General features: G+C 67.5%; 17 protein-coding genes and 1 pseudogene. 7 read left to right on the forward strand and 11 right to left on the reverse strand.

Going from position 1 to position 21171, the window contains the following annotated elements; all coding sequences use genetic code 11:
* Nucleotides 1-76 precede the first annotated feature (76 nt).
* Nucleotides 77-517 (forward strand): SUKH-4 family immunity protein, encoded by a 441-nt coding sequence (locus tag ACWPXK_RS07545; protein WP_454195242.1) that lies wholly within the window; start codon nt 77-79, stop codon nt 515-517.
* A 159-nt stretch (nt 518-676) separates the two neighbouring features.
* Nucleotides 677-1321: a hypothetical protein gene (locus ACWPXK_RS07550; protein WP_454195243.1), complete on the forward strand. Its 645-nt coding sequence runs from the start codon at nt 677-679 to the stop codon at nt 1319-1321.
* 7 nt (nt 1322-1328) lie between these two features.
* Here ACWPXK_RS07550 and ACWPXK_RS07555 read toward each other — a convergent pair whose 3' ends face one another.
* From ACWPXK_RS07555 to ACWPXK_RS07580, 6 genes and pseudogenes are all read right to left on the reverse strand, one after another.
* The gene (locus tag ACWPXK_RS07555) at nt 1329-1916 is read right to left on the reverse strand and encodes a hypothetical protein (RefSeq protein ID WP_454195244.1); all 588 of its coding nucleotides are present in this window, start codon (nt 1914-1916) and stop codon (nt 1329-1331) included.
* A gap of 283 nt (nt 1917-2199) precedes the next feature.
* Nucleotides 2200-2340 (reverse strand): hypothetical protein, encoded by a 141-nt coding sequence (locus tag ACWPXK_RS07560; protein ID WP_454195245.1) that lies wholly within the window; start codon nt 2338-2340, stop codon nt 2200-2202.
* 10 nt (nt 2341-2350) lie between these two features.
* Nucleotides 2351-3172 carry an alpha/beta fold hydrolase gene (locus ACWPXK_RS07565; RefSeq protein WP_454195246.1) on the reverse strand — a complete coding sequence of 274 codons (822 nt, stop codon included), beginning with the start codon at nt 3170-3172 and terminating at the stop codon, nt 2351-2353.
* Entirely contained in the window at nt 3172-4608 is a 1437-nt protein-coding gene (locus ACWPXK_RS07570; protein ID WP_454195247.1) for an NAD(P)/FAD-dependent oxidoreductase, read from the reverse strand. The genes ACWPXK_RS07565 and ACWPXK_RS07570 overlap by 1 nt, the downstream gene beginning before the upstream one ends.
* A 170-nt stretch (nt 4609-4778) precedes the next feature.
* Nucleotides 4779-5579: an alpha/beta fold hydrolase gene (locus ACWPXK_RS07575; RefSeq protein ID WP_454195248.1), complete on the reverse strand. Its 801-nt coding sequence runs from the start codon at nt 5577-5579 to the stop codon at nt 4779-4781.
* Nucleotides 5580-5619: 40 nt separating this feature from the next.
* A pseudogene (locus ACWPXK_RS07580) lies at nt 5620-6305 on the reverse strand (alpha/beta fold hydrolase).
* Nucleotides 6306-6568: 263 nt separating this feature from the next.
* On the opposite strand from ACWPXK_RS07580, the gene ACWPXK_RS07585 reads away from it, so the two are divergent.
* Nucleotides 6569-7312, forward strand: coding sequence for an AfsR/SARP family transcriptional regulator (locus ACWPXK_RS07585; protein WP_454195249.1), 744 nt, complete (start codon nt 6569-6571; stop codon nt 7310-7312).
* A 36-nt stretch (nt 7313-7348) separates the two neighbouring features.
* Here ACWPXK_RS07585 and ACWPXK_RS07590 read toward each other — a convergent pair whose 3' ends face one another.
* Nucleotides 7349-7693, reverse strand: coding sequence for a MoaF-related domain-containing protein (locus ACWPXK_RS07590; protein ID WP_454195250.1), 345 nt, complete (start codon nt 7691-7693; stop codon nt 7349-7351).
* Nucleotides 7694-7795: 102 nt separating this feature from the next.
* The gene (locus ACWPXK_RS07595) at nt 7796-10495 is read right to left on the reverse strand and encodes an ATP-binding protein (RefSeq protein WP_454195251.1); all 2700 of its coding nucleotides are present in this window, start codon (nt 10493-10495) and stop codon (nt 7796-7798) included.
* A 340-nt stretch (nt 10496-10835) separates the two neighbouring features.
* Here ACWPXK_RS07595 and ACWPXK_RS07600 point away from each other — a divergent pair, with 340 nt between their 5' ends.
* On the forward strand, nt 10836-11945 hold the full coding sequence (locus tag ACWPXK_RS07600) for an FAD-dependent monooxygenase (protein WP_454195252.1): 1110 nt from the start codon (nt 10836-10838) through the stop codon (nt 11943-11945).
* 49 nt (nt 11946-11994) lie between these two features.
* A complete protein-coding gene (locus ACWPXK_RS07605; protein WP_454195253.1) occupies nt 11995-12687 on the forward strand; it encodes an alpha/beta fold hydrolase in 693 nt (230 codons plus the stop codon).
* Here the strand turns inward: ACWPXK_RS07605 and ACWPXK_RS07610 are convergent.
* Complete coding sequence (locus ACWPXK_RS07610; protein ID WP_454195254.1) at nt 12666-14693, reverse strand: ATP-binding protein; 2028 nt, start codon at nt 14691-14693, stop codon at nt 12666-12668. The two genes, ACWPXK_RS07605 and ACWPXK_RS07610, sit on opposite strands and share 22 nt — an antisense overlap.
* Before the next feature lie 416 nt (nt 14694-15109).
* Here ACWPXK_RS07610 and ACWPXK_RS07615 point away from each other — a divergent pair, with 416 nt between their 5' ends.
* Nucleotides 15110-17161: a thioredoxin domain-containing protein gene (locus ACWPXK_RS07615; protein ID WP_454195255.1), complete on the forward strand. Its 2052-nt coding sequence runs from the start codon at nt 15110-15112 to the stop codon at nt 17159-17161.
* Between the two features lie 191 nt (nt 17162-17352).
* Nucleotides 17353-18246 carry a hypothetical protein gene (locus ACWPXK_RS07620; RefSeq protein ID WP_454195256.1) on the forward strand — a complete coding sequence of 298 codons (894 nt, stop codon included), beginning with the start codon at nt 17353-17355 and terminating at the stop codon, nt 18244-18246.
* A gap of 39 nt (nt 18247-18285) precedes the next feature.
* On the opposite strand, the gene ACWPXK_RS07625 is transcribed toward ACWPXK_RS07620, so the two are convergent.
* Both ACWPXK_RS07625 and trhA read right to left on the reverse strand, forming a co-directional pair.
* On the reverse strand, nt 18286-19980 hold the full coding sequence (locus ACWPXK_RS07625) for an adenylate/guanylate cyclase domain-containing protein (RefSeq protein WP_454195257.1): 1695 nt from the start codon (nt 19978-19980) through the stop codon (nt 18286-18288).
* A gap of 345 nt (nt 19981-20325) precedes the next feature.
* Nucleotides 20326-21012, reverse strand: coding sequence for a PAQR family membrane homeostasis protein TrhA (trhA, locus tag ACWPXK_RS07630; protein WP_454195481.1), 687 nt, complete (start codon nt 21010-21012; stop codon nt 20326-20328).
* Between the last annotated feature and the right edge of the window lie 159 nt (nt 21013-21171).

Genomic DNA, 21171 nt, shown 5'->3' on the forward strand with positions numbered 1-21171 from the left:
CTGTGCATTCCGGTAGCGTCCCTGCGGCGCCCCCCGCGCGGATCGACGCCACGACACCCCTTCTGGACGACCCGACATGACACACGACTCCGACATCGACGCGGCGCTGGCCGGCCTCGACGGCAGGCGCGGCAGCATGGTTCCGTTCGCCGGCACCTGGTGCCTCGCACCGTATCCCCGCACCCAATTGGCCGATGGCCGCGCCTGCACAGTCCTCGCTGACGACGACGGGCTACAGACCCTGGTCGTCGCCGACGACGGCGAAGTCCTGATCGTGACCGACGACGGCACAGGACTGGTCAACACCACCATCGAGCGCTTCGCCGCGTGCGCCCGCGCCTACACCGAGGCCCGCAAGCAAGCCCGCCACATCGACGAGGACGATGAGGAGACCTTGGAAGCGCACGGAGAACAGACCCTCGCCACGTTCCGCGGCATCGACCCTGCCGCCGTCGCTGGCGAGAACCAGTTCTGGTCCGTCGCCGCTGAGGAACTGGGCTACGGCCTCACCATCTGAGCTCGGGGCCGCCCGGGGTTCGCGGGCGCACCGGCGGGCAGATGGCCGAATTCGGGCCGCGGCAGGTGTAGCCCGCCCGGCGGCAGGGCATCTATCCAGTGCCGCAGCAAAGGGCGAGCCAACCATGAGTACGGTATGGTCCGCCGCGACCGAGGAGGAATGACTACCGATATGAGCTTCCAGTACGGCGGGCCCGGTGCCGCACCGGGCGGCTATCCGCCCCCTCATCCCCACCTGCCGGGTCACGGCTATGGGCCGCCCCAATCTTCGGCGGGTGGCGGCACCGGAATCGCGGCTGGACTGCTTGCGTTGCTGGGTGGCGGTTGGGAGACATACGGTCTCGTCTCGCTGGTGACTTCTCGGATCTTCGACACTCTGGCAGGTCTTGCGCTGGTCAGCGTGGCGGTGGCCGGACTTGTGGCGTTCCTGCTGCTTCTGGGCGGTGTCCTGCTGCTGTGCCGATTGACGGTCGGCCGAGTTCTGGTGATCGTCGGCAGCGCGCTGAGTTTGATCAACCTGGCTATCGGGCTCGCGATGATAGGACTTTTCGGCCTGCAGCCGATAATCGCCGGTGTGCTCACGCTGGCGACCATTGTCCTCGCCGCCATCAGTCCGACCGGCCGGTGGATCGCGGCACGTCGTCAATCAGTTCCGATGTACGGCCACCAGCCCGCGCCGCCGTATGGTCAGCCCTCGTTCCCGCAGTACGGCCACCAGCCTCCCCAGCCTTACGGACATCCAGCCGCTCCACCCCCCGGCTATCCGGCTCCGCCGTACGGCCAGCCGCCATATCCGAACCGCTGACACCGGCTCATTCGTCGTCGTCGGCGGCGACGATCTCGACCACCCGGGCACGGTTCGCCGGGTCGAGCAAAAGTGCTGCCGACCACAAGAATCCGGACATGCCCAGTGGGGGTTTGGTGATCGCGTCGGCGGGGGTGAACAGCTCGGAGATGCCCCGCTCGGGCAAGTACCGGTAGGTGAGTGCCACCCATTCGTTTCCACGCGCGTCGTAGATGACCGCATTGCACATTTCATCGGCGGTGGGGCGCTCATGGAAGTGACCGTCGAGCATGGTACGACGTAACTCGTCGGAAGCGGCTTCCTCAGGCGTGAGATCCTCACAGTAGCCCTCGAAGAGGAGTCCGAAACCCCACAACGGCATTCGCGCCTGCTTGAGTTGCGCCGCCCGGAAGTGGACCGGGTTCAGGCCGGATTCTTCGGCCTCCTCGCTGTGCAGCGGACCGGCTGCGATGGCGAGTTCGCCGCTGGGATCGGAGGCGAATCCGAAGAACATCGGCGGCGAGTCCCATTCCTGATGCTGATCGAGCATCCAGTGCGCGAGCGCTCGAATCGACTCGTCTTTCGGGTAGTGGATCGGCGCAGATTCGGTGGTCACTCGTTGTACCCCTTTCCTCGCCACGGTCGCCGCTTCCAGGGCTGTGCGCCCGGCCACTTCCGATGCGGCGGATCTCGTCGAGCAGGATACGACGGATTGCTCTGCGGTGATCAGTCATTGCCTCATGGCTCGATTTCACATGGGGCTGTCGGCGAGTTCCTGTTCGGCCTACGCGTCATACTTCCTGACACCGGTGCGTTCCCGTCGTACGGCAGGCTCACGAAGGTCTGGAGTGACCAGCCTCAACAGGGCGAGAATCAGACGTCTGCCAGACGCGAAACCATCAGGCCACCACGACGCCCGCCGTGATGGTCAGGAAGCTCTGTTCACCCCCGGGTCCAATCTCACTCGCCACTTGCGTGGACGACCTTCCAGCGGTCGTCGATACCGACTCGATCTTGGTGGTCAGGGGGTGAACGACCATATCCGAGAGGCTAATGCGGCGTTGTGGACAGGAAGTCCAGCAGAAGCTCGTTGACCCGGTCCGGAGCCTCGAGCTGCATCCAGTGGCCGATGCCGTCGAGCCGTTCGTACCGCCACGACCCGCTGACATACTTCTCGTTGCCGAGCATCGCCTGCTCGGTGAGGAACGCGTCTTCGCTGCTCCACACGCCCATCATGGGTGCGAGCACGGGTGGCAGGACGGGCGGTTCGACGAGGAATTCCGGTCCGGCCCCGGTGCGGTATAGCCCTAGGCTGGTGCTGAGGGCCCGCGGGTCACGCATCCGCTCGATGACCTCGTGCAGATCCGGGTGACTGGCCAGCCACTGCCGGGTATTGGCGAAATCGTCTTGCGAGAGCCAGCGTTCAGCGATCCCCAAGGACTGGAACAGCAAGAAGTACCAGGACTTCTCACGCTGTGGCAGTCCCCCGTCCACGACCGCAGCCGGGGTCCCGACCGACAGGGTGGTGAGGCTGGCGACTCGCTCGGGATGCAGCCCTGCGAGCAGCACGGCCAGTGACGCTCCCCAGTCGTGTCCGATGAGGTGTGTGCGCTGCACTCCGAGTTCGTCGAGCACGCCCACCAGATCGGCGACATACTGCGCAAGCTCGTACTGTGCCAGTTCCGTGGGTTTGTCCGAGGACCCGAAGCCGCGCAGATCGGGCGCGATCGTGCGGTAACCGGCGGCGTTCAACGCGGGCACCTGGTGGCGCCATACGGCATGGGTATCGGGATAGCCGTGCACCAGCAGCACATCCGCGCCGGAGCCGCTGACCTGTACCTGCAATTCGATGCCATTGGTTTCGATACGCATTACTTCGCTCCGATCACAGTGAGCAGCTCGACACGCGACGGGCCGGGCTCCGAATAGCCGGCAGCATCGCCGCCGAGTTCGATGATTCGATCGAGCACGCCGGGTCGCGCCAGCGCTTCCTCGGAGGTGCTCAGTCCCGAACCGACATCGCCGAAAGCCCGCAGTACGTCGGGATCCCGCAGTTTCGCGACCTCCAACGCCTGCCGCAGGTTCCAGTCCTGATCATCGGTTTGGTAAGTGACACCCACTTGATACGGGATGGCGGCGATTTCGAGGTCGATCTGCGCGAGCCGATGCAGATCCCATGCCGCCGAGGCCTGCTGCGCGGGGAGGAGCGTGGCATTGGTGACCTCGTCGAACCGAAGAGCGAGCTTCTCCCTATCGTCGAAGCCGACCTCGCGCAGCACATCCCGCAGCAGCAGACCATGTGACATGCCCATGGAAATGCCGAAGCCGAAGGTCGGATTGGTTGTCGCCCAGGCGTCTCCGATGCTGAGCACCCCGGTCGCCACCGGCTTGTCGTCGACGACGAAGCGTCGATGCCGGGACTCCATGCCGGACATGGCCAGCACCCCGGTGATGGGTTCACCGTAAGAAGCCCAGTGCGCCATACCGGGATACAGCGCCGCGACGCGCTGCCAGACCTCCGGATCGCTCAATGCCCGCATGGCGCGGTCCTTGGCCGAGACGAACAGTGCCAGTGCCCAGGTTCCCGCATCACCGGGAACGGTGGTCAGCCCAAGACTGTCGTGGTGTTCCAGCGGCCACGTCGCCTGTTCCGGATAGGATCCATCTGCGGAGCGGAAATAGCGGCTGTAGGCCAGGAATCCGGTCTCGTGCTTGTCGTATTTCGGGGCGACAGCGCCGATGTCGGTGAGCATCTTGCTCGCGGGAGAGTTGCGGCCGAGGGCGTCGACGACCAGGTCGGCGTGGATGGACTCACCGTGCGCGGTCACCACGCCGGTGATGTGCGGAATGCCGGCGGCCGGTGTGGCATCGGTCAGGAATCCGGTGACCTGGGTGTCTCGGCGGACGGTGACCCCGGCGTGCGCGGCGGCGTTACCGAGTCCCTGCTCGATGACGGGTCGACGGGCAGCGAGGGTGTCGAACCGTTCGTCGCCGGGCTTGCGGCCGCCGATGGCCGGTAGATCGAAGGCGCCGTCGAGCATATTGTGTGTCCGTGCGCCCAGCGCCCGCAGCTCGGTGACCGCATCGGGTAGTTCGCGGGAGAGCAGGTGATACGCCCCGGGCAGCATGATGTGCGGATGCCGGAACTGGTTGACTCCCGGTCGCCGCCACTGGTCCCATGCGTGCTCGGCGTCGGCGCCGGGACCACCGGAATCCTTGTCCAGCAGGGTGACCCGGTGGCCTTCGCCGGCCAGCAGCATGGCCGCGGTCAAGCCGGTCGGACCGGCGCCGAGTACTACCACGTGCATCGGCCGGCCTTCCTTGGTGGTTCGCATGATGTGCCCTTTCGGCTCTTGGGGATGTCCGGGCAACTGTCGGCCGGAATGGCGCTCAGTTCCCAGACCGGAAACTGCTCATTTCTTCAGAAGTTGGCGGTGCCGCGTATCCACGCGGCACCGCATCGGATCGGGCGGGATGATCAGGAGACGGCGTCGGCGGCGTCGATGATGACCTTGGCCACGGCGTCGGGCTGCGAGACCGTGAGCGCGTGTGAGGCGCCGGGGACTTCGACGATCGCGCGGGCTCCGGCGCGTTCGGCCATGAACCGGTGCGCGGCGACCGGGATGTTGTAGTCGGCGTCGGGGTAGACGAACCAGGACGGCAGGGTCTTCCAGTTGGGTGCACCGGATTCGCCGTTGAGCGCGCGATCGTTGAGCGGCCGCTGGGTGCGGGCGTCGAGTGCCGTCTGCGTAGCGGGCACGTCGGCGGCGAACTGGCGGTGGTACTTGTCGGGCTGGATGTAGAGGTCGGTGCTGCCGTCGGCAAGCGTGACCTTGTTCAGGGTTTCGCCGAGGGTGCTGCCCGGGAACTTGCCGGACAGCTCACCGATGGACTCGCCCTCCTCGGGGGCGAAAGCGGCCACGTAGACCAGGCCCTTGACCTTGGGGTCGTTGATCTGCGAAATGACTTGCCCGCCATAGGAATGCCCGACCAGCATGACCGGACCGCTGATGGGGGCGACCACACCTCGGACAGCGTCCGCGTCGCCCTGGACGCTGCGCAGCGGATTGCCCACCGCGATACTGGTCAGGCCCTGCTGGTTCAGCCGGTCGATCACCCCGTTCCAGCTGGCGGATTCGGCGAACGCGCCGTGGACCAGGACGATGGTCGGCCGCACCGGGGCGGGACCCGGGTCGGCAGTAGCGCAACCGGCGCTGGCGATGGTCGCGGAGAGTCCGAGTACGAGAGCGGCGATCTTGGCGATGTTGGTGATACGCATGATGAGGTCCTCTGTGGAATGGCTTGAATGACAGTGGAAGTCAGTTCTTCAGAAACTCGAGGAGGTCCGTTTCGAAGGCGGTCCGGAATTCGCCGTAGAGCCCGTGCGGCCCGCCGGGGTAGACGCGCAATGTCGAGTTCTCGATCAGCTCAGCGGATCTCACCGCCGAGTTGTGCAGCGGGACGATCTGGTCGTCATCGCCGTGGGCCACCAGCACCGGAATGTCGATGCGCCGCAGATCCTCGGTGAAATCGGTCTCGGAGAACTGGGTGATGCATTCGTAGGCGGCGCGGATTCCGGCCTGCATACCGAGCCGCCAGAACGCGCGGCGCAAACCTTCCGACGCGATCACGCCGGGACGGTTGAAGCCGTATAAAGTTTCGCGACGCGGGCGCTGCCGTGCCTGCTCAGATAGCGGGCGACCTCGCCGCCGCCGGTGGAGTGGCCGACGAGCACGGCATCACGCAGGTCCAGGTGTTCGATCAGCTCGGCGAGGTCGTCGGCGTAGCGGTCCATATGGTTGCCGTCCCAGGTCTGGGCGGAGCGGCCGTGTCCCCGGCGGTCGTGAGCGATCGCCCGGAAACCGTTCTCGGCGACAAGTCGAGCCTGTTCGTCCCAGGCGTCGGCATTGAGCGGCCAGCCGTGGCTGAAGACGACGGGCTGTCCCTTGCCCCAGTCCTTGAAGAAGATCTCAGCGCCGTCCGTGGTGGTGAATGTCGATGTCATGGCATTGAAATTACGAATCCGGGCACCTGTGCCGAATCAGTCGAACGACTGCGAGCGCTCGGGGGAGTCGCCGCCCGGCGCGAGCACCGACCGCGGCTCCTCGGCCGGAGACGCTGATTTCGAGCAATGCTGAACAGCCGAACGGGCTGGGAAGTGAGCAGCTTTCGCGGTGATCATGGGCTCCTGCCCAGAGGAAGGAGTGCACGGCGGTGGTGGACATGGATGTGGCGTTGTTGCGGCTTTCGGTGCTCGGACCGGTGGAGGTGCGGTTCGGCGAGGTTCCGGTGGCGATCCGGCAGCAGAAGCCGCAGACGCTGCTGGCGATGCTGGCCCGGAACGCCGGCCGGGTCCTGTCGATCGACGAGCTGATCGATGGCTTGTGGGGAGTCGAAGACAGCCCTGCTTCGGCGGTCGGGGCCATTCGGAACTTCGTGTGGTCGGTACGACGCCAGTTGGCCGTTCATCTTGGCAGCGCCGATGCCGTGGTTTCGGTGCGCGGTGGTTACCGCCTGGCGCTCCAGGTCTGTACCGATGCCGATGTCGCCGAGCGACATCGAGTTGCGGCTGATATAGCGCGCGCCGCAGGTGATCTCGTCGATGCGGACCGGCAAGTCGCTGCTGGACTGGCGCTTTGGCGAGGCGACCCACTGACCGGGGTGCTGGGGCCGTGGGCGGCGACGGAGCGTGCGTGGCTGCGGCGGCTGCGGCGAACCCTGCAGGAGTACTCGATCGAAATCGCCTCGGCAACCGGACAACATGACCGCGCCATCGCGGAGGTCGCGTCGTTGCGACGGGTGGATCCGCACTGCGAACGGTTGACGGCGCTGATGATGACGGCCCTGCACGACAGCGGTCGACGGGCCGAGGCATTGGCCGTCTATCTGGACGCCAGGCGGCAATTGGTGGCGGATCTGGGCCTCGAGCCGGGCGTTGCGCTGGCCGCCTTGCATCAGCGAATACTCTTCGATGATGTCCTGATGCCGCGCTGTGCGGCATGCGCTTCCTGACCGCTGCGCCGGTAGCGTTGCCTGGGCGGTCGGGCCTCAGGACAGGAACTCGTCGTCGCACGCAGCACGGAGCACTCGCAACGTGCCGACCAGAATCACCGCGTTACCCTCGACAGGCACGGCCACGGCACGCACTACGCCATTGGGGAAGTCGGCGATCTGGGTGACCGTGGTGCCGCTCCGCTCCCGCCAGGTACTGAAGAACAAGCCGGGGCGCAGCTCCGCCATGGTGGTCTCGACGGACTCGCGATGGCCTCCCTCGGCCAGCCCGGCTCCTTCCAGCACCGTGATCGTCAATCGGGTGTCCGACTCGTACCGCAACACGGCTACGTAATCACCCATATAGGCCAGGAAGCGACTGCCGAATATTCGCAGCGCCATCGATGAACCCCGTTCCTCGGTGGGAGTACGGACTTGTGCTCCATCCTGCCGAGGCGCCGGCGGCGAACACATCCGTCACATGACTGTCCCGAGCCGGGGCGTCTAGCCTTCCGCGACAGCGTCTCTGAGCTGGGAACGTGCGGTGACGCCGAGCAATGGGAAGGCTTGATACAAGTGGCTACCGACCGTACGGTGCGACAGATAGAGACGCTCGCCGATCTCTTTGTTGGTGTAGCCCGCGGCGGCGAGTTCGACAATCTGGCGGGTGCGAGCGGGCAGGTTGGCCACTGCGCCGCGGCTGACGGGTTTGGGGTTCAATCCCGCCGCGCGGAGCTCGGCGCGGGTCCGTTCGGCCCAAGGTGCGGCACCCAGTCTTTCGAAAATCCGCAGTGCCTCGTTGAGAACGGGTCTGGCCTCGGTGATCCGGCGGGCTCGGCGCAGCCATTCGCCGAATTCCAGCTGGGTCTGCGCCCGCTCGAACGGCCACTCCACGCCCGCCGATGTGTCGAGTGCCGTCCGAAAGTGCTTCTCGGCGTCGTCACCCGCGGCGAGCAGGGCGTGCGCACGGTCGAAGATCAGTCGCAGCCGCGGTGACGGACCTGCCGCGGTGTCGGTGACGACACGTTCGAGAATGGCACGGGCCTCCTCGATCCGGCCTGTTCTGGCGGCGGCCGCCGCCAGGTCCGCGACGCAATAGCAGGAGACGCTGTAATGGAGCGGCCCGCCCGCACCATCGAATGTCTTTCGCAACCAAGCGAAACCGGACTGGTGATCACCTTCGGCGATCGCCGCCATGCCCGCGACCCAGCAGGCTTTGACGGTCAACTCGCTGGTGCTCGCCGGATCCGGGATGCGGGCGAGAATGTCCGCGGCCGAGGTCGACGCACGGACCGCGTCGCCGCGCAGGGCGGCGACCGCGGCCTGGGTGAACCGAGCGAACTGGACAGCCAAGAGTGTGCCCTCGCCTTTGCCGATCTTGGCGATGGCACGTTCGGCCTCGTCCCAGCGGCCCGTGTAGAACAGCGCGGTGCCGAGATAGGCGGCCATCAGCCCACCGAGCACGACGTGGGCGTCCGAGCGTTCGGGGTGTGCACCGGAGTTCAGCAGGCTCACGGCAGTCGCGGTCTCGTCGAGCCGCAGGCAGATCCGCGCGACGTGAAAATTCAGCGCGGTGTGCTCCTGCTGCGATGCGGTCATGTCGGGCAGGCTGTTCCGGGCGGTCTCGGCGAATCCGAAGGGATCGACCGCCACCAGCATGTCCAGCCGGTACTCCTGCGGGATCCAGTCGATATCGTCCATGGCGCGAAGACTTCGTGCGCGGTGTGCGGTGCGGCCGGACAGATAGGTGGTCTCCCCGGCGATGGTCAGGACGGTCAAGGTGCCCGCGTCGTACGGCACGGCGTTGTCCAGGGCGGGCGTGAGCAGGAGGTAGGCCCGATCCAGCTCGAGATCCTGGACGGCGGCGATCGCGCGCCATGCCCGGGCGATCGCGTCGTCGGCCGATTCCTCGTTCTGCGCGACGAGCTCGCCGGCGCGGGCGGCGAGTGTCGCTGCCTGCGACACCATTCCCACGGCGAAGAACTCGATCGCGGCATGGAACAGTCGTCGGCCGCGGTCGCGCACGCCGGGCGTGAGCTGGGCCGCACGCACCAGGCCGGTCGCGCCCTCCGCCAACGCGCCGCGGCCCCAGGACAGCGTCGCGGCCTGCTCGATAGTCTGCGCGATTTCCTCGTCCGGCTCGATGGTGGCTACCGACAGGTGCCAGGCCCGGCGGACGATGTCTCCGGTCAACGCCTCGGCGAGGTCGAGATGCACCGTTCTGCGGACGGACGACGGCGCGGCGCCATAGATCGCCGAGCGAATGAGGGGATGACGGAACTCGATGCGCCCGGGGCTCAGCCGGATCAGTCCAGCCTGTTCGGCGGGCCGCCAGACCTGGTCGCGGGCGGGCGGGAGAATGGCCCGGACGACCGCCTGATCGGTGGTGTCCGCGGCGGCGGCGACCAGCAGCGCGTGCTGGGTGTCCGCGGGTAGCGCGGCGAGTTGGGCGGCGAAGGCTCGGATGAGCCGATCGGTGACGGGTATGGCAGGGGCGAAGACGTCGGCGTTGCGCATGGCCTTGGGCAGTTCGTGCAAGGCGAGCGGATTGCCTTCCGCCGCGGCGAGCACCCGGTCCCGCAGCGCGCCGTCCGGTGCGTCGGGAAGCAGGTCCAGCACCTGCCCCGACTCGACCGGCCCGAGGGGAGCCAGCACGATCGAGGGCAGCGCATCCTCGAACTCATCCGGCAGCCGGTCGCCCCGGCATCCGGCCAGCAGGCCGATGGGTTCGCCTTCCAGCCGTCGGATCAGGAAGGCCAGCAGCGCCCGGCTGGCGAGGTCGAACCATTGCAGGTCGTCCAGCACGAGCAGCAGCGGCTGCTGCTCGGCCAGGTTCGACAGCAGCGTCAGCACGGCCATATTGAAGATCATGCGGTCTGGTGCGGCGGTCTCATCGCCGAAGCCGAAGGCGTTGAGCAGCGCCGACCGCTGTCGGGTGGGCAGCGCGCCGGCATGGTCGAGGAACGGGAAGAGCAGCTGGTGCAGACCGGCGTAGGCGAGGTCGGTCTCGGCGGCGCTGCCCCGGGCGCGCAGTACGCAAACGCCGCGCTCGACGGCCTCCTCGGCCGTGGCGGCCAGCAGCGCGGATTTGCCGATTCCCGCCTCGCCCAGCACGGCGATCAGCGATGGGCCCGCCGTGTGCGGCGACAGCGCATCGGCTATCAGGGACAGCTCCTGGTCGCGGCCGACCAGCATTCCCTGCATTGGGTCACCCTCTCCGCATCTGCCTGCCGATACGTATGGGGAAACATCCCCAATTGATCGATTTCGACCGTATCGACTGTGGACCCTATCCGAATTCTCCGGTGCCCCCCGGACCAAGTCACATGACCGATGCGGGGCCGTACTCGTCTCGCTCATCACGGGAGCGAGCCAGATCCTCGGCGGTGTTTCCTCGGCCTGGCCGGACTGCTCGCCGCGGACGGCACCTGACCCTGAATTCTCGAAGTGAGCAATTTCTGGCCTGGCAAATGAGCTGTGGCGGCGGGGACGGTAGGTGCCGTACCGGCTCGGGTGAGTTGGGCAGACACGACGAGGAGACAACATGCCGATTCCGCTCAGCGTTCTCGTCGTCGGAGCCGGAGTCGCAGGAATGGCGGTCGCGGCCGCGATGGATCGTCGCGGGATGTCGGTAGACATTGTCGAGCGACGGACGTACAGCCCGTCCGGGACTGGACTTTTCTTGCCGGGCAACGCCGTTAGGGCGCTGACGGAACTGGGATATGGGGGCGCGCTCGGCGAGCATGGCGTACCGATCCGCACCCAGCGACTGCGGGACCATCGGGGCCGAGCACTGGCCGAAATCGACATGGCCGCCCTGTGGCAGGGAGTCGGGCAGCCCGTGGGCATTACGTATGACCGGCTGCGGTCGGCGCTGGCGGACAACCTGTGTCTTCCCGTCCGGTCCGGCGCCACCGTGCGCGCGCTCACCGAGTCCGAATCCGGTGTGGAGGTGGAGTTCAGCGACGGGAGCAGCGGCCACTACGACGTCGTGGTCGGGGCCGACGGGGTGCACTCCGAGCTGCGGCGCATGGTGAATCCGCACGCCGAAGCGCGCTATGTGGGTCAGGTTTGCTGGCGGTTCGTCACCGACAATGCAGCGGACATCGATGGCTGGACCGTGTGGCTCGGGCGAGGGTCGACCTTCCTCGCGGTACCGGTCGGCAAGGATCTGCTGTACTGCTACGCCGATCTGTCGACGTCCGAACCGGCCGCTGCACCGGCGGGATCAATACCGGCCGAATACTTTTCTCATTTCGACAACCGAGTCCGAGCCCTGCTCGCCGGACCGGAGGCCACCGAGGCCTACTTCTCCCTCATCGAGGAAGTCACCGACTCTACCTGGCGAACCCGGCGAATCATCCTCATAGGTGACGCCGCGCACGCGAGTTCACCCAATATGGCCCAGGGCGTGGCGATGTCGGTGGAAGACGCCCTCGTTCTGGCCGAATCACTATGCGGGACCGGAGAAATCGAGCATCTATTGGAACGGTTTCGGCGGCGGCGTCTCCCACGCACCCGGTGGGTGCAGGCGAGGACGCGGCGGCGCGACAGCACCAGGGGCATGACCCCGGTCGTTCGCAATGCGGTGCTCCGTCTGGCGGCACCCCGAATCTACCAGCGCGACTACGGCCCGCTCCGCGCACTGCCATGAGCCACACCGAAAAGCCGCGCTACTCAGCAGTTTCAAGAGAGGAACTCGAATGACCGTCGTCTTTGTACACGGCGTCCCGGAGATGGCGTCCCTGTGGGACGGCCTCCGCGCCCACCTCGATAACGACAGCATGGCACTGTCGCTGCCCGGTTTCGGGAGCGCCAGACCGGAATCATTCGCCGCCACCAAAGACGAATACGCAGACTGGCTGGCTGCCGAGCTGCGCCGAATTCCCGGCCCCATCGACCTGGTCGGCCACGACTGGGGAGCCCTGCTGACCTATCGGATTGTCACCAAATACAGTCTTCCACTGCGCAGTTGGGTAGCCGACGTCGCGAGCATCATGCACCCGGACTATCTCTGGCACGAGCTGGCACAAACCTGGCAGACCATCGGCGCCGGCGAGGAATTCATGCGGCAGTCCACCGATATCGACGCTCGCATGGGCCGAGCCATCCTGCATCTCTACCGGTCGGCCACCCCCAATCCCTACCGCGACTGGGGGCCCGACCTGAAGCGCACCGACGCACCGGGACTCGTCATCAATCCGCTGCAAGACCCCTACGACGATTGCCAACGAGCGGCCGAAGTCGCCCGGCAACTCGGGGCCACCTTCTACCTCATGCCGGACGCGGGCCACTGGTGGATGGCCGAGCGCCCGGCGGCGGCAGCCGAAGCGCTGCAGGACTTCTGGACGTCACTGTTTCCCGCACACGGTTCTCAATGGCCGTTCAACTCGTGATGCCAGAGTAGCTCGCTCATCCGCTCCACGGCGGTGCTGACATGGCGGCGGTAGGTGCTGAACGGCAATCCGAGCAGTTCCGCCGCCACTTCCTGCGTGGGCGCGCCCTTGAAATAGGTGACACTCACAGCACGGTGCAACTTCTCACCGCCGCGCTCCCTGAGCAGCGACTGCGCCGCGTCCGCGAGCACTTCGGCCAGCGACTTCCCGCTTTCCACGACCAGACGGCTTCGATTGAGCGGATTGTCGTCGAGCCCAATTGGTCTGCGCAGCGTGCGCAGTGCGTCGCGGATGGCGGTCTCGAACTCCGGACGTGACAGCACTACCAACTCCGCGGGCCCGCGAACCGGCCCATCGGCCATGGAGGCGCCCGCGAGCATGGCAGCGGACTTCTCCTCCAGCCACGGACCGGGTGGCTGCGTGCGCCAATCGTGGGCGAACAGTGCGTACCGATGGGCACCGACAGTGGGCGGAGAATCGATGGGCACCATATTGATATCGCCCAGATGCGCGTCCCAGTAGCCGTCGTCTCGCATGACGACGTACGACCAGGCGAGCCGTTCACCGCGAACCATTTCACCGGTGGCACGCCACTGGGCGAGGGTGGTGGACGCAGCCGGCCGCTGGTAAGCGGTGGCATCGACGGTGAAGCGGGCCAACGCCATATACTCACCCGAGCGCAACGGCCCATTGGCCCGCGCGTAGTTCCACGCCGCCGCGACCACCGGATCGACGTCCAGTCCCACGGGTTCGGTGAGTGCCAGCCACGCGGAGAACGCGACGAGCTCCCCCGTCTGCGTGGCGAGATAGACACGGAACGCCGCGGGCTGATGGTCCAGCCAGAATGCCGCGATCGCCGCCGACGCCTCCCCTTCGTGTCGTCGTACCAGCGCCAGCACCTGCTCGCGGTGCGACTCGGCGTAAGGATGGTCCTCGACGAGCCCGACATCGCGCCAGATATTGAATTCCGAGATCTGCCTGTCGGTGCGATACAGGAAGATCACCGCACCGGTCGCCTGTAGCAGCTGCGATTCCGGAACCGAACGCAATTGTGCCAGATGTACTTCCCGCATCTGGTGATGCATTTCCGCAAACCCCTCCGGGTCACGCCACTTCAGATCGGCCTCGAGCGCCTCCCGCACCACATCGTGCGGAAACAGCCCGGTGTCGGTGTATTCGATGAACGGCTGCACCCGCAGCCACGCGAACAGCTCCGCCGCCCTTTCGCCGAATACGGCCCGCAGCAGCGACTCCGAGGTGACGTACGCGTGCGCGCAGACTTCGAGCGCCCTGCGGTGCTCGGGACTCGGTGTGTTGCCGACCAATTGGCGCAGCAGCGTCGCGATGGTGTCCTGGCTCGGTTTCCAATCACCGATCGGTGTACGGTCTTTCACCGCCACGACCGCCGCCAATGCCAGCGCGAGCGGATTACCGCCGGTGAATTCGAGCACGGCCTGCTGCGCACTGGCCGGCACGTGCCGCGCGTGCAGGAATTCGGCGGCCTCCTGCGGAACGAGATTCCGTAGCGCGGTGACGCGGAGTAGATCAACCCACCCCGGGTCGGAGGTCCACAGCGGGTCCGGCTCGGCACGCCCGGCGACCACCACCACCGCGCCGACGGGCAACTGCGGCAGAAACCGCTCCCACAGCCATCCTTCGAGCCCCTGACACTTTTCGAAGGTGTCGACGAGCAGCACCACCCCGGGCTGGTGCAGTGCGGTCCCCGCGGCCGCAACAAACCCTTGGGGTGTGGGAACCACTGTACGGCCGTCGATTTCGACCACCGACCGACCCGCGCGCCGGGCTTGTGCAGCGAATTTCCGCAGCAGTGTGGACTTTCCGATACCGCCCGGCCCGTGCAGGTAGTGGACGGGCCGGGCTTCAGTCTTCCCCGCGAGCGCCGCGGCGAACCACTCGAGCTCGGCGCGCCGGCCGACAAAGGCCCGGTCGCGCCCGGCGGCCAAGGTGTGAGCCAGCATCGATGGTGTTTGTGTGGACTCTGTCATGACTTCCCTTCTCCGCCGCCGCGAGCAACCCGCTCAGTGCTCGGACAGGAAGTCGAGCAGCAACCTGTGACTGATCGGGTCCTTCGAGCTGCATCCAGTGTCCGATACCGTCGAGCCGTTCGTAACGCCACGACCCGTCGACGTACTTCTCGGTTCCGGTCATCGACGCCTCGGTCAGTGGCATGCCAATGAATTTAGGAGTCGGAGAATCCCTGCCGAATCAGTCGAATGACTGCGCCGGCGACCGAGTCGCATGTGATGACCGAGTCGCTTCGAAGTCACACCCCTACCGGGTAGGTCACGACCGTACGATCCGACCACCACGGACCGGATTGCGGGGGCCGGGTGCTGACGCACATTCCAAGCGGCCGCTCGATGAAAGCCGAGCACCTCGACGACGGTCTAGGCTGACATGCATGGGTAGATTGAACGACGCGACGTCGCCCTACCTTCGTCAGCATGCCGGCAATCCGGTTGATTGGCGGGAGTGGGATGCCGAGGCGCTGGCCGAAGCGCGGGAGCGAGACGTGCCGATCCTGCTCTCGGTCGGGTACGCGTCCTGCCACTGGTGCCACGTGATGGCGCACGAGTCGTTCGAGGACGCGGAGACCGCCGAGCAGATGAACGAGAACTTCGTCTGCGTGAAGGTCGACCGGGAAGAGCGGCCCGACCTCGACGCGGTGTACATGAACGCCACGGTCGCGATGACCGGTCAGGGCGGCTGGCCGATGACCTGCTTCCTCACCCCGGACGGCGAACCGTTCTACTGCGGCACCTACTACCCGAAACTCCCGCGTGGCGGCATGCCGTCGTTCACCCAGCTGCTCACCGCGATCACCGACACCTGGCGCACGCGCCGCGACGAGGTGGACCAAGCGTCCGCGCAGGTGGCCGCGGCGCTGCGCGCGCAGACGGCGGGGCTGCCCGACGCCGATCTGACCATCACGGCCGAGCTGCTCGACCACGCCGTAGCCGCCGTGCTGCGCGACGAGGACGCCAAACACGGTGGATTCGGCGGCGCGCCGAAATTCCCACCGTCCGCGCTGCTGGAGGGTCTGCTGCGGCACTGGGAGCGGACCGGCGAACCCGCCGTGTTCGACGTGGTCGCGCGGACCACCGAGGCGATGGCGCGTGGCGGCATCTACGACCAGCTGCGCGGGGGTTTCGCACGGTATTCGGTCGATGCCGCGTGGGTGGTGCCGCACTTCGAGAAGATGCTCTACGACAACGCCCAGCTGCTGCGCGCCTACGCGCACTTGGCGCGGCGCAGCACGTCGGCGCTGCCGGAATCGTTGTCGCACCGGGTCACGCGCGAGACGGTGCGGTTCCTGCTCGACGACTTGGGTACCGCCCAGGGCGGGTTCGCCTCGGCGCTGGACGCCGACACGCACCTGGAGCCCGGCCAACCCGGTGTCGAAGGCGCGACCTACGTGTGGACGCCCGCCGAACTGGCCGGTGTGCTCGGGGCGATCGACGGGGCGTGGGCCGCCGAATTCTTCGGCGTCAGCACCGCGGGCAACTTCGAACAGGGCACCTCCGTATTGACCAGGTACACCGAGCCGACCGGCGCGGAGGGCAACGCCCGCCTGGAACGCGTTCGAGCGACGCTGATCGCGGCGCGCGACCGCCGTCCGCAGCCGGAGCGCGACGACAAAGTGGTGACCGCGTGGAACGGGATGGCGATCACCGCGCTCGCCGAAGCCGCGGCCGCGCTGGACGAGCCGGAGTGGGTGGCCGCCGCCGTCCGGTGTGCGCGCTTCCTGCTCGCCGAGCACGTGGTGGACGGGCGGCTGCGGCGCGCGTCGCTGAGCGGTGTCGTCGGCGCCGCGACGGGCATCCTGGAGGATTACGCCTGGCTGGTCACGGGCCTGCTCGCACTGCATCAGGCCACCGGTGAACTCGGCTGGCTCGAGGACGCGCAGCGTTTGCTGGACACGGCGATCGAGCACTTCGCCGACCCCGACCAGCCCGGCGGCTGGTTCGACACCGCCGACGACGCCGAAACACTGGTCACCCGTCCGCGCGACCCGATCGACGGCGCCACACCCGCAGGCGCCTCCGCGCTGGCCGAGGCGCTGCTCACCGCCGCGGCCGCGAGCGACCCGGAACGCGCCGCGCGCTACCGCGAGTTCGCCGACCGCACGCTCGAGCGCGGCGCGATCGTCTTGGCTCGTGCTCCGCGTTCGGCGGGCCAGTGGCTCACCGTCGCCGAGGCCGCCCTGCGCGGGCCACTCCAGGTCGCCATCGCCACCGAATCCAGCTCCCATCCAACGGAATTGCTCACCACGGCCCGCTCGGCCGCCCCTGGCGGGTCGGTCGTGCTGGCCGCCGCCCCGAACGCCGTCCCGCTCCTGGCCGATCGCCCCCTGGTTCGCAACGCCGCCGCGGCCTACGTCTGCCGCGGTACGGTGTGCGACCTCCCGGTCTCCACCCCGGACCAACTCCGCATGGCACTCCAGCGGAATTAGCCTCTCGAGTTGCGGAGTGCTGGTTCGACTTCGGGCCAACTCCGCACGGCACTCCAGCAGAACCAGCGGGTGTCGATAACGCGGAAGCGCGCGGCCGAGTGTCCGGCCCGGATTCAAGATCGCGCTGATCGCAATCATTCTGCGGACGTACTGCGCCTCCTACTGTCGGGGCAGCCCCTGCTGTGCGGACTGTGACCGACGACAGCGACGACGCCTCGGTCCGGTTGCACCACGTCCCGGGCAGCGCGAAAACCAGCACGGACGACCAGCGGCAGGGGAATCACCATGTCCGCCTCGGCTCGACGCCGACCTATCCCCGATTCGGAGCGACGGTGCAGCCAACTCCCTGGTCAGTCAAGGACATCCGACCCGAACCAGCGCCGAGCGCAGCACCCGGACGGCCCGCCGATTTCCGGGCACGCCTGTCGAGGCTGAACGGCAACTGGGGCTACCTGGGCGCCGCGTCGGGCGGCATTGTCACGCTGATCCTGCTGTTCCGGCCATGGCTGACCGCTGCCGGTGCCGACGGCAAGGCCAGCGTCAACGCCTTCGGCCGGATGACCGCGACCACGTCTCTGCTCAACATCTGGTCATCGTCGCCGCCGCCCGCCGCACGTATCAGCGGCGCCTTCGCGATACTCTCCGCTGCCGCGATCGCCGTCACCGTCTGCACGGTGGTGGCGAATCTGGGGCGTCGCACCGAAGCCCTGTCCCGGATGGCGACGATTTCCACGGTGACCGCCGCGGCCCTGGTCATCCTCACCGTGCTCTACCTGAACAGCAAAAGCCCGGAGCTACGGGCCATGCTCTACCGCACCTCGGACCTGGGTGGACAGGCCGGAATGGTGATGAGCTGGGCTTTCGGCAATGGCAGCATCGTCGTGCCGGGAGTCCGGCAGATCTCGTACGACACCGCCGGACTCACACCCTGGGCTCTGCTCGCCGGCGCCACCGCACTGTTCTCCGCCATCACAGCGCTCGCCCAGTGGATACACGACCACCCGCCCACCTCCATCCGCCTGCCATGGCGTATCGCCCTCGACAGATCCGGAGCCCCGGAGCAACCGGCTCGGCAAGGCGAGTGAAAAGCCTGACGCGACAGGCGACGTCCGGTGATGTCGCGGCTATCGCCGGGGTGGGGTGTCCAGTTCGGTGTTCCGCGTCTGTACCCCGGGTTCAGCTGCGGCGGTGTGGATTTCGATGACGGGGTTGGTATCTGCCGGATTGCCGTTGTCGGGCTGCTCGGCGCGGGTCGCGGTGGAGTCGGGCGGCGTGGCGGGGCGATCGATGTCGGTCCAGCATGCCGTTGGGTCCTTCATGCCTCGCAGCACGATCGTGTCGTAGAACGTCCACTTGGCGCGCTCGTGGTCCGCGGCGGCTTCGGTCACCGCTTCGCTCACCAGGATTCGCCGCGGCACCGCTTTGGCCGCGGTGGTGAGGCGGGCGGCCTCGTTGACCGCGTCGCCCAGCACCGTGAACTCCAGCCGGGTGTCGGAGCCGACGTCGCCGGCGAAGACCGGGCCCCGCGCCACGCCGATGCCGATGTCGAGTTCGCCGGTGGCGAGTACCTCGTCGCGGATCCGGCGTGCGGCGCGCAGGGCGGGAGTCGCGTTGTCGCGCAGGGCGATCGGCGCTCCGAAGACGCACAGCGCCGCGTCGCCTTCGAACTTGTTGACCAGCCCGTTGTTCTCCTCGGTCGCCGCGACGACGATCGCGAGCAGCCGGTTGAGTTTGGCGACGAACTCCTGCGGCGGCAGCCCGGTGGACAACTCCACCGACCCGGTCACGTCGACGAACAGCGCCGAGACCTCGCGCACGTCACCGGTGAGATCGACGCCGCGCGTGAGCGCGCGCTCGGCCACCTCCGCCCCGACGTGCCTGCCGAACACGTCCCGCATCCGCTGCCGCTCGCGCAGATTCGCGGCCAGCTCGTTGACCGAGTGTTCCAGCCTGCCGATCTCGCTGGTGCTGCCGACCGGCACCCGGACGTCCAGATCGCCCTGGGTGATCCGGTCCAGCGCCCGGCGCAGCGTGCGCATCGGCGCGGCCACGGCACGCGCGAGGAAGGCGGTGGCCAGCGCGCCGACACCGAGACCGACCGCGGACAGGTAGATGGCGGTCCGGACTCGATCGGGCGCGGCGGCGGCCGGGTCGGCCAGCACGACGATCAGCATGAGCAGCGGAAGCGCCGCCGCCACCGCCCAGGTCACCACGACCCGCACCAGGACCGACGAACTCCAGTGCATCGTCCAGCCGAGAATTCCGGCGACCACGGGAATGGTCGGCCGGATCAGCCGGTCCACGATCAGGAAGGTGACCGCCGCCGTCTCGAACGCCCCGATCGTGAACAGTGCCGTCGTCACGCCAGGGTCGTTCTCCGGGCTCAGATGCGCGAAGATCGCCGCGGCCACGATTACGCCGGGAATCCACAGCGCGATCGCGCGGATGCTGATGGCGATCGGCAGCCGCAGCAGGCGTCGTGCCTCCGCCTCGGTCGGTTTTCGTCCGGCGTCGAGCCAGCCGAAATACACCTTGCGGTCACGCACCGCGAGAACGACGCCGACCAGGAACCCCACCGCCGGATAGATGCCGACGAGCACCAGCGCCCGCAGCCAGTCCGCACCGAGCCTGCCGAGGAAGCCGTTCAGCCACAGCTGGGTGACGATCACCGCGAGGCCGCTGAGGTTGGCGGTGGTGACCACCACGGCCAACCCACCCCTGGCCTTGAGCGCCCATAGGACGAACTTCGAGATCATCGGTTTCGCAGCCCGGGTCGCCACACCATGCGTGATCCCGCCGCGCGGCGCTTCGATATCCACGCGAACGCTCCGGACCCCAGCGATGGCCCAGGCGCGTCCATGGGCCGCACGAGCTGGAAGAGTCCGGTACCACCGAGCGCCGCCCCGGTGCGGGACGGGCTCATCACGACTGCCCGCTCCGGCAGGGCGATGCGGCGGAAGGCAGCGACGAGGAACACGAACGAGCAGCATAGAACCAGGGTGACCAGCACAGGCGGTTTCCCCGTGATCTTGGCGGAGAGGTCGCCGCATCCGGCCGCCACACGGCTGGGGAGCACCGGCGGCCTCCCGGAACGCCTGCGCCTCCCATCGTCTGCCGTGCCATTGCGCGCCTCTCGTCGGTTCTCCCCGCCGACTGTATTGCGCTCAGCGCAGGACCACGAGCCAGACCGCGGCGTAGTGGGTCAGCGCCGCGAGGACCGTGGCCGCATGGAAGAACTCGTGGTGACCGAAGACGGTCGGCCACGGGTTCGGCCATTTGGTCGCGTAGAGGATGGCGCCGCCGCTGTAGAACAGACCGCCGATCAGCAGCAGGATCAACGGCGCGATGCCGATCTGGCTGTTCAGTTGCCCGGCCACCGGCACGATGGCCCAGCCGAGCAGCAGATACAGCGGAACGCCGACCCAGCGGGGCGCGGTCGGCCACAGCAGTTTCAGCGCCACTCCGGCCAGCGCCCCCGCCCAGACCACGGACAGCAACGTCTGCCCGGTGGGTCCGGGCAAGCCGAGCAGGGCGAACGGCGTATAGCTGCCCGCGATGAACAGGAAGATCATCGAGTGGTCGGCCCGCTTCATCCGGATCCGGGCGCGGGCGGTCGGCCAGGTCACCCGGTGGTAGACCGCGCTGATGCCGAACAGTCCGCACACGGTGACGCCGTAGACCAGCGTCGACCATCCCGCCGTCGCCGACACCGTGGCGGCCGTGGTGATGAGGACCACGGCCGCGATCGCCGCGATGCCGACGGCCCAGGTGTGGATCCAGCCGCGCAGGCGTGGTTTGACGAGCGCCTCCGCGAGCGCTTCGCCCGCCGAGTGGGAGCCTGTTGTGACCAGTGCCGCGTCGACGGCGCCGACCGATTCGGACACGAGTACCTCCTGATAGACGCAGCCGGACGAAGTGCGTCCGTAGCCAACCCCGGGCCGAGCGAAGGCGTGGTAGCCGCCCAGCCGAACCCGCGAGTAACCTACGGAAGCGTAAGTTTGAGCTTCCAG

It is taken from the genome of Nocardia sp. Marseille-Q1738, assembly GCF_965283145.1.